Annotated in this window: 9 protein-coding genes; 4 read left to right on the top strand and 5 right to left on the bottom strand. The window is 70.2% G+C overall.

The window, feature by feature from the left end:
• Positions 1–48 precede the first annotated feature (48 nt).
• From ACZ6CZ_RS13145 to ACZ6CZ_RS13125, 5 genes are all read right to left on the bottom strand, one after another.
• Positions 49–1,857, bottom strand: coding sequence for an ABC transporter substrate-binding protein (locus ACZ6CZ_RS13145; RefSeq protein ID WP_469018911.1), 1,809 nt, complete (start codon positions 1,855–1,857; stop codon positions 49–51).
• 216 nt (positions 1,858–2,073) lie between these two features.
• A complete protein-coding gene (locus ACZ6CZ_RS13140; protein ID WP_469018909.1) occupies positions 2,074–3,108 on the bottom strand; it encodes an ABC transporter permease in 1,035 nt (344 codons plus the stop codon).
• Positions 3,109–3,716: 608 nt separating this feature from the next.
• Positions 3,717–5,624, bottom strand: coding sequence for a translational GTPase TypA (typA, locus tag ACZ6CZ_RS13135; RefSeq protein WP_469018907.1), 1,908 nt, complete (start codon positions 5,622–5,624; stop codon positions 3,717–3,719).
• A gap of 155 nt (positions 5,625–5,779) precedes the next feature.
• Positions 5,780–6,424, bottom strand: coding sequence for a hypothetical protein (locus ACZ6CZ_RS13130; RefSeq protein ID WP_469018904.1), 645 nt, complete (start codon positions 6,422–6,424; stop codon positions 5,780–5,782).
• A gap of 90 nt (positions 6,425–6,514) precedes the next feature.
• A complete protein-coding gene (locus tag ACZ6CZ_RS13125; protein ID WP_469018902.1) occupies positions 6,515–8,752 on the bottom strand; it encodes an ABC transporter family substrate-binding protein in 2,238 nt (745 codons plus the stop codon).
• A gap of 321 nt (positions 8,753–9,073) precedes the next feature.
• On the opposite strand from ACZ6CZ_RS13125, the gene ACZ6CZ_RS13120 reads away from it, so the two are divergent.
• Genes ACZ6CZ_RS13120 through ACZ6CZ_RS13105 form a run of 4 tightly spaced genes read left to right on the top strand, consistent with a single transcriptional unit; the run spans position 9,074 to position 12,947 of the window.
• Positions 9,074–9,364 carry a hypothetical protein gene (locus tag ACZ6CZ_RS13120; RefSeq protein WP_469018900.1) on the top strand — a complete coding sequence of 97 codons (291 nt, stop codon included), beginning with the start codon at positions 9,074–9,076 and terminating at the stop codon, positions 9,362–9,364.
• A 22-nt stretch (positions 9,365–9,386) separates the two neighbouring features.
• Positions 9,387–10,223, top strand: a complete 837-nt coding sequence (locus ACZ6CZ_RS13115; protein ID WP_469018897.1) for a hypothetical protein — start codon at positions 9,387–9,389, stop codon at positions 10,221–10,223.
• A 16-nt stretch (positions 10,224–10,239) separates the two neighbouring features.
• Positions 10,240–12,180: a fumarate reductase/succinate dehydrogenase flavoprotein subunit gene (locus tag ACZ6CZ_RS13110; RefSeq protein ID WP_469019113.1), complete on the top strand. Its 1,941-nt coding sequence runs from the start codon at positions 10,240–10,242 to the stop codon at positions 12,178–12,180.
• Positions 12,177–12,947 carry a succinate dehydrogenase/fumarate reductase iron-sulfur subunit gene (locus ACZ6CZ_RS13105; protein WP_469018895.1) on the top strand — a complete coding sequence of 257 codons (771 nt, stop codon included), beginning with the start codon at positions 12,177–12,179 and terminating at the stop codon, positions 12,945–12,947. Before ACZ6CZ_RS13110 ends, ACZ6CZ_RS13105 begins: the two co-directional genes overlap by 4 nt.

The following is a 12,947-nucleotide window of genomic DNA, read 5'->3' as shown; positions in this document are numbered from 1 at the left end:
CCGGCGCGGGCCCGGGGCGGGCCGCACGCCGGGTACCGGCGGGGACGGTTACTTGATGTAGAGGCGACGCGGGTCGACGCTGCCGATCACGTCGTCGTAGACCAGGCCGCCGACCTTGGACCCGGCGATCTGCGTCTGCTTGTAGTACGCGGTCGGGACGACGTTGATGACGTCCTTGACCAGGTACTGGTCGAGCTTCTCCCACGCGGCCGCCGACTTGACCGGGTCGGTGATCTTGTTGATCCGGTCGATCTCGCTGTTCACCTTCGGGTCGTTGACCTGCGAGTAGTTCTGCGCGCCGTCGGCGATCACGCGGCCGTCGTACAGCGGCGGGATCACGGTGGAGGCGGACGGCCAGTCGGCGCCCCAGGCGGTGTGGAAGATGTCGTAGGTGTTGTTCAGCTTGGAGACCTGGTCGTAGTAGGTCTCGGCCGGGATCTCCTGGCGCTGGACGTCGAAGCCGGCCTTCTTCAGGCCCGCCGCCATGGCGGTGGAGTACTGCTGGCCCTCGGGTGTGTTGGTGTAGCCGAAGGTCAGCTTCATGTTGAGCTTGCCGGCCTTCTTCAGCAGCTCCCTGGCCTTGGCCGGGTCACCGGCGGGCTTCTCCTTCTTGCCCCAGGGGTCGAAGGAGGCGTCGTAGCCCGAGACGGTCGGGGAGATCAGGCCGCCCGCGACCTCCATCGCGTCGGTGCCGCCGAAGGCGCGCACGAACGGGGTGATGGGCAGCGCGTAGGCGATGGCCTGACGGACCGTCTTGTCCTTCATCGCCGGGTGGCTCAGGTTGATGTTCATCTGGCCGACGTACGGCATGTACCCGGAGACCGTGCGGGACTTGAGCTTCGGGTTCCTCAGGACGCTGGACAGGTTGCCCGCGTCGACCTGGTTGTTGAAGCTGATGCCGGCCTGATCGGCGCCGGTGTCGGCGAGCAGGGCCTTGGTGGAGGTCTCGTACTGCTGGTTGAACGTGATGTTGAACCGGTCGACGTACTGGTGGCGGATCGGGTCCGTGTTCGGGTCCCAGTTGGTGTTCTTCACCAGCACCATCGACTTGCCCGACTTGAAGGACTGCACCTTGTACGGTCCCGTCGCCACCGGCGCCTTGTCGTAGCGCTCCTTGGTGTCGCCCTTCTCGGAGACCACCGAGTAGCCCGCCATGGCGAGCGCGTAGGGCAGGTCGGGGTGGGCCGTCTTGAAGTGGAAGACGACCGTCTTGGCGTCCGGGGTATCCAGCACGGTGGCGGGCAGGTGCTTGCCCTTGTAGGGGCCGCCCTTGAGCAGCTTGCGGTAGTCCACGCCCGGGGAGTCGGCCAGCCACTGCTGGACGTAGGCCGGGCCCTGGTTGATGAAGGGCGCGAAGAGCCGCTCGAAGGTGTGCCGGACGTCCTTGGACGTGATCGCGGACCCGTCCTGGAACTTGATGCCGTCCTTCAGCGTGTACTTCCAGGTCTTGCCGCCGTCGGTGGTGGTGCCGGCGTCGGTGGCGAGGTCGCCGACCACGGTGTGCTTGCTGCCGTCGTTGCTGGTGGCCTTGTAGCCGGTCAGCCCCCGGTGCAGCAGCTGCGAGACCGACATCTGGTCGGAGACGTAGATCTGGGCCGGGTCGAGGTGGGCGTAGCTGTCGCGCTGGAGTACTTCCATCGTGCCGCCGGGCTTGGCGCCGGGCACGTCGGGAGCGGGGCCCGTGGAGTCCTGGGCGGTGCCGAACTTGATCGACGCCTGCTGCCGTTTGGCGTTCTGCTGGTCCTTCTTGTCGTTGCCGCCGTCGTCGCTGCCGCCCTTGCTGCAACCGGTGAGCACAAGAGCCCCGGCCGCGAGCACGGAGAGTGCGCCGTATGCGTGGCGTCCGCCCCTACTCATCACTAGAGATTCCCACCCATCTGTGTGTCACCAGTGCGATCTGCTTGTCACCAGTGCGAAAGGACCGCCGCTGTGCGGCAGTTGAGGTGCAGGGAGGTGCAGGTGGTGCGTTTGGTGCAGGGCCGTGCACGCCACCGGTGTCGCGGTGCCGTGGACGTGCGTGATGCGGGTGATGTGCCGGAGGTGCTGTGTGCGTGAGGTGCGTGAGGTGCGCGGTCAGCGAGCGGTCTTGGGATCGAAGGCGTCTCTGACCGAGTCCCCGAGCAGGTTGAACGCGACGATGAAGATGATCATCGAGATGCCGGGGAAGAACATGTAGGTGATGTCGTTGCGCATCACGAGTTCGGTGGACGCCTTGGAGAACATCTGCCCCCAGTCCGGCGTCGGTTCGACGATGCCCACGCCCAGGTAGGACAGCCCCGCCTCGGCCGTCACGAACCCGGGCAGCAGATACGTCGACTGCACCAGCAGCGGTGTGACCACGTTGGGCAGGATCTCCTTGCGGATGATGCGCCACGGCGAGGCGCCGCTGACCCTGGCCGCCTCGATGAACTCCCGTTCCCGCAGGGCGAGCGAGGTGCCGCGCAGGATGCGGGCGAGGCCCATCCAGCCCAGCACCCACTGGACCAGGATCAGCGCGAGCACCCGGACGTAGGTCGGTGTCTCGTCGCGCGGGCTGACGAACAGGGAGACGACGACCGGCATGCTCGCGATGAAGAACAGCTGGGCCGGGAAGGCGAGCAGGAAGTCGATCACCCGGCCGATGGCGTAGTCGGGCCGGCCGCCGAGGTAGCCGGCCGTGACGCCGAGCAGGATTCCGGTCAGGACGACCGCCGCGGTGACGGCCACCGAGATCATCAGCGAGGTGCGGATGCCGAACAGCAGCTTGGTGAACACGTCGTAACCGTTGCCCGGTTCGAGGCCGAACCAGAACTCGCCGCTGATACCGCCGTTGGGCTGCACCGGCACGCCCGCGCTGTCGAAGAGTTCGGGCCGTTCGTCCGCGTAGACCGTGTACGGGTCCTTGCCGTACAGCTTGGAGATGAGCGGGGCGAGCAGCCCGATCAGGAAGAAGAACGCCACGACGGAGGCCGAGATCACCCCGGTGCGGTCGCGTTTGAAGCGGATCCACATCAGGCGGCCGGGGGACCGGCCCGCGAGGAGGACGGCCTCGGTCTTCGTCGCCGGCCCCGGTGCGCCGTCGACGACCACCGAGGTCCCGCCGCCCTCAATGTCGATAGGACTTGTCACGGTTCGTCCGTTTCACAGGTATGGGTGCGAGAGGTGCCCGGATGCTCGAGAGCGCGCGAAACCGCAGACGGACGCGCGTAGGCGAACGGCCGCACCGAGCGGCCGACCGGAATCTCAGAGCTGCCTGACCCACCTGGAGTTCGCGACACCGCACATGGGGGTTCCTCCTCATGACTTCACGCGTTCACCGACAGAAGGGGGCTGTGACGTCTTTCCTCCGACACCCCTGACGGAAGGTCAGACACCCCTTGGTGCTCGTGAGCCGGCGCTGTCCCCACAGCGCGAGACCCATTGACCCGAGCGCTACGCGGCTAACTATCTGCCATGAGCCAGGAGCCGACCACTGTCTTTAAATCTCAATTCAGTCACAGCTGACGCGTAGATCTTCCAAAAACTGGACAAAGCGTTCGAGGGAGAAGGGCGCGAAACGGACGTGTTACATGGCTATCGGGTGATCCTCTCCGCATATCGGACAACGGCCGGTCGGAGTCCCCGGAAAATGAGTTGCAAAAAGCCCGGGTGCCCCCATCATGGGGGCACCCGGGCTCGGAGCCACGGTGCTCAGCCTGCCTCGGCCGCCGGCCTGCCGGCCGTCAACCCGCCGGTCGTCAGCCGTGCTTGGCGCGGCTCGCGGCGCGGGCGCGCTCGCGGGCGTCCAGGTTGACCTTGCGGATGCGCACGGCCTCCGGGGTCACCTCGACGCACTCGTCGTCGCGGCAGAACTCCAGCGACTGCTCCAGCGACAGCTTGCGCGGCGGCACGATCGCCTCGAACGAGTCGGCCGACGACGACCGCATGTTCGTGAGCTTCTTCTCCTTGGTGATGTTGACGTCCATGTCGTCGGAGCGCGAGTTCTCGCCGACGATCATGCCCTCGTACACCTCGGTGCCCGGGTCCACGAACAGCACGCCGCGCTCCTGGAGGTTCGTCATCGCGAAGGCGGTGACGGCACCGGCCCGGTCGGCGACCAGAGAACCGTTGTTACGGGTCGTCAGGGTGCCGAACCAGGGCTCGAAGCCCTCGTGGATGGAGTGGCCGATGCCCGTGCCGCGGGTCTGGGTCAGGAACTCGGTACGGAAGCCGATCAGACCGCGGGACGGCACGACGAACTCCATGCGGACCCAGCCCGAGCCGTGGTTGGACATGTTGTCCATCCGGCCCTTGCGCACGCCCATCAGCTGGGTGACGGCGCCCATGTGCTCCTCGGGCACGTCGATCGTCATGCGCTCGACCGGCTCGTAGACCTTGCCGTCGACCTCCTTGGTGACGACCTGCGGCTTGCCGACGGTCAGCTCGTAGCCCTCGCGGCGCATCTGCTCGACCAGGATGGCCAGCGCCAGCTCACCGCGGCCCTGCACCTCCCAGGCGTCGGGGCGCTCGGTGTCCAGGACCCGCAGCGAGACGTTGCCGACCAGCTCGCGGTCGAGGCGGTCCTTGACCTGGCGGGCGGTCACCTTGCGGTCCTTGACGGCCGCCTTCGCGTCGGCACCCTTGCCGGTGCCGCCGCGGCCGACCAGCGGCGAGGTGTTCGTACCGATCGTCATCGAGATCGCCGGTTCGTCGACCGTGATCAGCGGCAGCGGGATCGGGTTCTCGGGGTCGGCGAGGGTCTCACCGATCATGATGTCCGGGATACCGGCGACGGCGCAGATGTCACCCGGGCCGGCCTTCTCGGCGGGCTTGCGGGTGAGGGCCTCGGTCATCATCAGCTCGCTGATACGCACGTTGCCGATGGAACCGTCGCGCTTGATCCAGGCGACCGTCTGGCCCTTGCGCAGCTCGCCCTGCTCGACGCGGACCAGCGCGATACGGCCGAGGAAGTTGTCGGCGTCCAGGTTGGTGACGTGGGCCTGCAGCGGGGCGGCCTCGTCGTAGGTGGGCGCCGGGATGTGCTGGAGGATCGTGGTGAAGAAGGGCTCCAGGCTGGTGGAGTCCGCCGGGACCGTGCCGTTGTCCGGCTTGGTCAGGGACGCCACGCCGTCGCGGCCGCAGGCGTAGACGATCGGGAACTCGATCTGCTCCTCGTCCGCGTCCAGGTCGAGGAAGAGGTCGTAGGTCTCGTTGACGACCTCGTCGATGCGGGCGTCGGGGCGGTCCGTCTTGTTGATGCACAGGATGACGGGCAGCCGGGCCTGGAGCGCCTTGCGCAGCACGAAGCGGGTCTGCGGCAGCGGACCCTCGGAGGCGTCGACCAGCAGGACCACGCCGTCCACCATCGACAGACCGCGCTCGACCTCGCCACCGAAGTCGGCGTGGCCCGGGGTGTCGATGATGTTGATCGTGATCGGGTCCCCGCCGTCCTTGGGGTGGTACTTCACCGCCGTGTTCTTGGCGAGGATCGTGATGCCCTTTTCACGCTCCAGGTCGTTCGAGTCCATCATGCGGTCGTCGACGGAGTCGAGCTGGTGGGCGGCAAAGGCGCCGGCCTGCTTGAGCATGCCGTCGACGATGGTGGTCTTGCCGTGGTCGACGTGGGCGACGATAGCGACGTTTCGAATGTCGTGGCGCGTGGCCATATTGCGGCGTACTCCCGGAGTGTGAGGAAAGCCTCGCGCGGACATCTGCGCTGCGCGGGCTCTGCCGGGCTGGACACGCCACGGCCTCACCCCATGGTACGGGGCGTTCACCGGAGCGTCCTCCGCAGCCCTGCGCCGGCGCCTGCGCTGCCCGCTCAGGCGGCGTCGAAGGCGCGCGAACCGGGCGGGCACAGGCGGCCCGCCGCCGCCCGGCCGGCCTCGTCGTCCGGGGGCTCCGAGCAGGGCAGGAAGCCCTCGCCGTCACCTTCCCAGGTGTGGACGTGACCGCGCGCGAAGACCGTGCGGGCGCCCGCGCAGCGGTAGGTGAAATCCGCGTCGACCAGCCGGATGGAGGTCCAGAGGTAGTACGGCCCCTTCATGCTGCCGGCGTGGTATCCGAGGTGCACCGGCTCGGGCCGTTCCACCTCGTCCGGCCCGGCGAGCGGCTCGGGTGTGCGCAGGTGCGCGCCGAGCGCCCGGATCGCCCGCGCGGCACGCACCCGGTACGGCGCGGAGGTCACCTCCACCCGGTACACGGTGTGCCCGAAGGGCCGGAGGTCCGCCTCGAAGTCGTCCGTCGGCGGCGTGAAGGTCACCGGCTCGCCGAGCCCGGTCAGCGCCTGCCGGTGCCGGACGGCCGACCAGGTGTACTCCGCCTTCGCGCAGGCCGCGGTGTGCGGCGCGGGGCCGCCCGTACCGCCGCCGGCGCCGCCCGTGCCGCCGGTGCACCCCGTCAGCGCCACCGCCAGGGCGGCCGCAGCCCCCGCCGCCGTCCGGACCCGTCCCCCTGTGCCCCGCACCCGTCCCCGTCCCTCCTCGTGCGGCGGCCGCCGTCCCCGGTGTCGTGGGGGCGGCGGCCTGCCGGTCGGTGGTCAGCCTACGGGCGCGGGTCAGCTCCCGGTCGGGCTGGGGGTGATCTTCGCGCCCTTCTTCAGGAAGCCCATGTCCTCGTAGAGGGGGGTCTGGAAGCCGAAGGCACCGGCGTTGACCAGGTCCTTGCGGACGCCGGCCAGCTGGGGGCGCTGGTAGAGGGGGATGGAGCCGGCGGCGGCCCAGATGCGGGAGTCGGCCTTGCGGATCAGGTCGCGCGCCTCGTCCTCGTCGAGGGTGGCGGCGGCCTGGTCGAAGAGCTGGTCGACCTGGTCGGTGCCGACCCGGGTGTAGTTCTGCTCGACGTTCAGGGAGCCGTCGGCGGCCACCACCGGCTTGGCGTAGACGGGCCGGGCGTCGGTGGCGGGGTAGGCGGAGGACGGCCACGAGTACAGGGCGAGGTCGTACTGCCCGGCGGCGATGTGGTCCTTGAAGTAGCTCTCGTCCGAGACCGTGGTGATCGTCGTGCGGATCCCGACCTTCTCCAGCATGTTGGAGATCCGCGCGGCCACGGTGCCCAGCGTCCGTGAGCCGGCCCCGGAGGGCAGCACGAACCGGAGGGTGAGGGACTTGCCGTCCTTGGCGAGGGCCGCGGGCACCGCGGCGGGCGCGGCCGTGCCCTTGGGCGCGTAGGCCCCCGGCGCACCGCCCTGCTTCAGCTGGGGCGAGCCGTCCTGCGCGAGGTGCCGGCCGCCCTCGTCGCTCTCGTCGCTGTCGCGGTCGTCGTCGCGGCCGTCCTCGCCGTCCCCGTGGTTCTTGTCGTCCTCGCCGACGATGTACGTGCCGTCGTCGCCGCCCGGTGACTCGTCCTGTGCACCGTCGCCGTTCTCGCTCTTGCGCTCCTTGTCCTTCTTGTCTTTCTTCTCCTTCTTGTCCTTCTCGGCGCCCGCCGCCTTCTCGCCCTTCTCGGCCTCGGTCACCGGCCCCCCGGGCACCCAGCCGGCGTCCGAGAGCAGCGCCTGCGCCTCGGTGGTGTCCTGCTCGCCCAGGGCTCCGCTGTTGTCGGCGTAGGCGGCCTGGCCGGCCAGGGCGAGGTGACTGCCGACCGGGACGGCGGGCAGGCCGAGCGGGCTCAGCACCATGGTGGCCAGTTCCTCGCGGTCGAGGGCGCGGGCCACGGCGCGGCGCACCCGCTCGTCGGCGAGAGGGCCCTCGGAGCCGTTGAGGGCGAGCTGGGTGTAGGCGGGCTCGAGGGACTTGCGGACGCCGAAGGCGCGCAGCGCGTCCTGCTGCTTCAGGTACCGGGTGATGGCCCTGTGCAGCTTCTTCTCGCCGACGTGCACCTGGTCGGAGTCGAAGCCGTGCGCCAGTGCCCAGGAGCGCAGCTTCTTGGCCGAGGTCCGCCCGGCGCCCTGGAGCGGGGTGCCGGTGCCCTTGTCGCGGGCGGCGAGGTCGATCCGCTGGGCCTCGTCGGCGTCTACCTCGGCGAGGTCGACCGTCCCGTCGGCGAGCGCGGCGGCCCGCTTGTCCCGGTCCACGGCGTGCAGCACGATCTCGTTCAGCTTGGCGGGGCGGCCCCACCAGCGCGGGTTGCGGGTGAGGACCACGTCCTTGCGCGCGGTGTCGACCTTGTCCACCTTGAACGGCCCGGCGGTCACCGCCAGCTTGCGGCGCGCCCCGTCGTTGAAGGCGTCCGGGGTGCCCATGACGTCCTTCGGGTACAGCGGGGAGAACAGCGACTTCCAGTCGGCGTAGGGGCGGCTGAAGGTGATGCGCACCTCCAGGTCGTGGGCGCCGCGCTCGATCTTGGCGATGCGGTCGTAGCCGGCGGTGTGGGCCGTCCAGTAGGCGCTGTCCTTCCCGGACAGGGCACGCCACTGCGCGACGAAGTCGGCGGCGCCGATCTCCCGGCCGTCGCTCCAGACCGCCTTCTGGCTGAGCTTGTAGAGCACGACCTGGCGCGGCTCGGTCTCGATGACCTCGGCGGACTCCAGGTAGTCGGGGTTGCGCTGCGGGCGCCCCGCGGCGTCGAGCCGGAACATCGACGGCAGCACCGCCTGGGCGACCCGGCCGGTACCGGCGTCGGCGTCGGCCTGGAAGGTGTTGAGGGTCTCCGGTACGGCGTCCACGGCCCACTTCAGGGTGCCGCCGTCGGCGACCAGGTCGCGGGAGACGGAGGCGATGTCCGGTCCGGCGAGCGGCTTGCTCTGCTCGTCGTCGGAGCCGCAGCCGGCGAGCAGGGGCACCGCGAGCGCGCCCGCGGTGAGGAAGGCGACCGAGCGCGTGACCGCGCGCAGTCCGACGCCGTCGTGGGACATCTCTGCTACCTCCGGGGAGCCCGGTGACACGGGTGGGGTCTGTGCACATTTGGGGGTATTTTGGAGTTGATCAGATGTACGGACCCATCGAAGAGGAAAGGGTTCGCCCACCGGGGGCGACACGGCGCCGGGGCGGTCAAGCCCACCCGAGCGGCGCAACACGCGCCCCGGCGCACACGGCGCGTGCGGGGGTGCGGCGAAGGTGTGCAATCCGCCAATCGCTGCACATGCCTTCACATCGGCAGGTGTGACGCGCAACACTCGCAGGCGCATGAACGTCACCGCTTGGGACCACGAGGTCCGCGGAAGTGAGGTCACGTCATGTCCGTGCACGACGACCTGGCGACAGTGCAGCGCTGTCTGGAGGACCTGACCCGGTCCCTCCACCGGCTCGAACAGCAGCTGGGCAGCGGCGGCCTGGAGATGCGCCGCGTCCGCACCGACGCCGATCACCTGCGCGAGAGCGTGGCGCTGCTGCGCGCCGCCTCACCCGCGCTCGGCGGCCCGCTGCGCCCCGATCTCGTCACCATCTCCGACACGCCCTACGACATCACCCTGTGGACGGACTCCGACGACGAGGGTCTCGGCGCCCGCGACCGCCACGCCCCCTGACCCGACCGACCGGAGTCCCCCGTTGGCCACTGGTACGGAACCCCCCGCCACCCGCTCCCCCGCGCCGCGCGGCGGCGTCCGCTCCCCCGGGCGCGCCGCGATCGGCGCCGCCCACCTGCGGACCGACCGCTGGTGGCTGGCCCCGGCCGGCACCGCGGCCGGTCTGCTCGCGTTCGTCGTCTACTCGACCTGGCGGGCCTTCGCGAACGCGCACTACTACGCCTCTCCCTACGTCTCCCCGTTCTACTCGCCCTGCCTGGCGCACAACTGCCGCAGCATGCCCGCGGGACCCAACGCCGACCTGTTCGGCAGCTGGTGGGCGATCTCCCCGGCGATCATCATCCTGGTCTTCCCGCTGGGCTTCCGCCTGACCTGCTACTACTACCGCAAGGCCTACTACCGCGGCTTCTGGGCCTCCCCACCCGCCTGCGCGGTCGCCGAGCCGCACCGCCGCTACACCGGCGAGAGCCGCTTCCCGCTGGTGCTCCAGAACATCCACCGGTACTTCTTCTACGCCGCGATCCTGGTCGCCGGGGTCCTCACCTACGACACCGCGCTGGCCTTCCGCGACGAGCACCACCGCTGGGGCCACATGGGCCTGGGCACGCTCGTCTTCCTGGTGAACATCGCGCTGATCTGGGCGTACACCGCCTCCTGCCACTCCTGCCGGCACATCGTCGGCGGGAAGCTGAAGCACTTCTCCAAGCATCCCGTGCGCTACCGGGCCTGGCGGCTGGTGGGGCGGCTGAACGCCCGGCACATGCTGCTCGCCTGGTCCTCGCTGGTCAGCGTGGCGCTCGCCGACTTCTACGTCTACCTGGTCGCCTCCGGCGCCTTCGACGATCCGCGATTCTTCTGACAGTGGGGGCGTGCTGATGTCCGTGGTCGACCGGCAGGAGTGGGACGTCGTCGTGGTCGGGGCCGGCGGTGCCGGGCTGCGGGCCGCGATCGAGGCCCGCGAGCGCGGCGCCCGTACGGCCGTGATCTGCAAGTCGCTGTTCGGCAAGGCGCACACGGTGATGGCCGAGGGCGGCATCGCGGCGGCCATGGGCAACGCCAACGCGCACGACTCCTGGCAGGTGCACTTCCGCGACACCCTGCGCGGCGGCAAGTTCCTCAACCAGTGGCGGATGGCCGAGCTGCACGCCCGCGAGGCGCCGGACCGGGTCTGGGAGCTGGAGACCTGGGGCGCCCTGTTCGACCGGACGAAGGACGGCCGGATCTCGCAGCGCAACTTCGGCGGCCACGAGTACCCGCGCCTGGCCCACGTCGGCGACCGCACCGGCCTGGAGCTGATCCGCACCCTCCAGCAGAAGATCGTGGCGCTCCAGCAGGAGGACCACCGGGAGACCGGCGACTACGAGTCCCGGCTCAAGGTCTTCCAGGAGTGCACGGTCACCCGGGTCCTCAAGGACGGCCCCCGCGTCGGCGGCGTCTTCGCCTACGCGCGCGAGAGCGGCCGCTTCTTCGTCCTGGAGGCACCCGCCGTGGTCCTCGCCACCGGCGGCATCGGCAAGTCCTTCAAGGTCACCTCCAACTCCTGGGAGTACACCGGCGACGGCCACGCCCTCGCCCTGCTCGCCGGCGCGCCCCTGCTGAACATGGAGTTCGTGCAGTTCCACCCCACCGGCATGGTCTGGCCGCCGTCGGTGAAGGGCATCCTGGTCACGGAGTCGGTGCGCGGCGACGGCGGGGTGCTGCGCGACAGCGACGGCAGGCGCTTCATGTTCGACTACGTCCCGGACGTCTTCAAGGACAAGTACGCCGAGTCCGAGGACGAGGCCGACCGCTGGTACGACGACCCCGAGCACAACCGGCGCCCGCCCGAGCTGCTCCCCCGCGACGAGGTCGCCCGCGCCATCAACTCCGAGGTCAAGGCGGGCCGCGGCTCCCCGCACGGCGGCGTCTTCCTGGACGTGTCGACCCGGATGCCCGCCGAGGTGATCCGGCGCCGGCTGCCCTCCATGTACCACCAGTTCAAGGAGCTGGCCGACGTCGACATCACGGCCGAGGCGATGGAGGTCGGGCCCACCTGCCACTACGTCATGGGCGGTGTCGCGGTCGACTCCGACACGGCGGCGGCCCGCGGGGTGCCGGGGCTGTTCGCGGCCGGTGAGGTGGCGGGCGGCATGCACGGCTCCAACCGGCTCGGCGGCAACTCGCTGTCCGACCTGCTGGTCTTCGGGCGCCGGGCGGGCCGGCACGCCGCCGCGTACGCGACCGGGCCCGGCGTCGCGGACTCCCGCCCGGTCGTGGACGACGTCCAGGTCGACGCCGCGGCGGCGGAGGCGCTGCGCCCGTTCTCGGCGGAGAGCGGGGAACCGGACGCCAGCCCGCCGGAGAACCCGTACACCCTGCACCAGGAACTCCAGCAGACCATGAACGACCTGGTCGGCATCATCCGCCGGGACGGCGAGATGCGGCAGGCGCTGAGCAGGCTCGCCGAGCTGCGGGGGCGGGCCCGGCGGGCGGGGGTGGAGGGGCACCGCCAGTTCAACCCGGGCTGGCACCTCGCGCTGGACCTGCGCAACATGCTGCTGGTCAGCGAGTGCGTGGCCCGCGCCGCGCTGGAGCGCACCGAGTCGCGCGGCGGGCACACCCGCGAGGACTGCCCCTCGATGGACCGCGCCTGGCGCCGGCTCACCCTGCTGTGCGCGCTCGCCGACCCCACCGGCACTCTCGCGGCGACGGACCCGGTGCGCGGCCAGATCGTCCTCACCCGCGAGCGCACCGACCCCATCCGCCCCGACCTGCTCGCCCTCTTCGAGAAGGAGGAGCTGGTCAAGTACCTCACCGAAGAGGAGCTGTACGAGTGAGCAGCTACGAGGCCCGCTTCCGGGTCTGGCGGGGCGACGCCGGGGGCGGCGCCCTGGCGGACTTCCGGGTCGAGGTCAACGACGGCGAGGTCGTCCTGGACGTCATCCACCGGCTGCAGGCCACCCAGACGCCCGACCTGGCCGTCCGCTGGAACTGCAAGGCGGGCAAGTGCGGCTCGTGCTCCGCCGAGATCAACGGGCGTCCCCGGCTGCTGTGCATGACCCGCATGTCGGTGTTCACCCCGGACGAGACGATCACCGTGACCCCGCTGCGCGCCTTCCCCGTCATCCGGGACCTGGTGACGGACGTCGGCTTCAACTACGCCAAGGCGCGGGAGGTCCCGGCGTTCGTGCCGCCGGCCGGTCCGGGTCCCGGCGAGTACCGGATGTTCCAGGAGGACGTGGACCGCCCGCAGGAGTTCCGCAGGTGCATCGAGTGCTTCCTGTGCCAGGACACCTGCCACGTGGTGCGCGACCACGAGGAGAACAAGACGGCGTTCGCGGGTCCGCGCTTCCTGATGCGCGTCGCCGAACTCGACATGCACCCGCTGGACGCGGCCGCCGAGGCGGGCCTGGACCGCGGCCGCGCCGCCCAGGACGAGCACGGCCTCGGCTACTGCAACATCACCAAGTGCTGCACGGAGGTCTGCCCGGAGAACATCAAGATCACCGACAACGCGCTGATCCCGCTGAAGGAACGCGCGGTGGACCGCAAGTACGACCCGCTGGTCTGGCTGGGCTCGAAGATCCGGCGGCGCGGGGCCTGA

It is taken from the genome of Streptomyces sp. NPDC041135 (assembly GCF_055592085.1).
This window is presented reverse-complemented; position numbering and strand designations above follow the sequence as displayed.

Coding starts and splice junctions, on each gene's coding strand:
- ACZ6CZ_RS13145 (WP_469018911.1), bottom strand. CDS start 1,857: ATGAGTAGGGGCGGACGCCACGCATACGGCGCACTCTCCGTGCTCGCG.
- typA (WP_469018907.1), bottom strand. CDS start 5,624: ATGGCCACGCGCCACGACATTCGAAACGTCGCTATCGTCGCCCACGTC.
- ACZ6CZ_RS13125 (WP_469018902.1), bottom strand. CDS start 8,752: ATGTCCCACGACGGCGTCGGACTGCGCGCGGTCACGCGCTCGGTCGCC.
- ACZ6CZ_RS13120 (WP_469018900.1), top strand. CDS start 9,074: ATGTCCGTGCACGACGACCTGGCGACAGTGCAGCGCTGTCTGGAGGAC.
- ACZ6CZ_RS13110 (WP_469019113.1), top strand. CDS start 10,240: ATGTCCGTGGTCGACCGGCAGGAGTGGGACGTCGTCGTGGTCGGGGCC.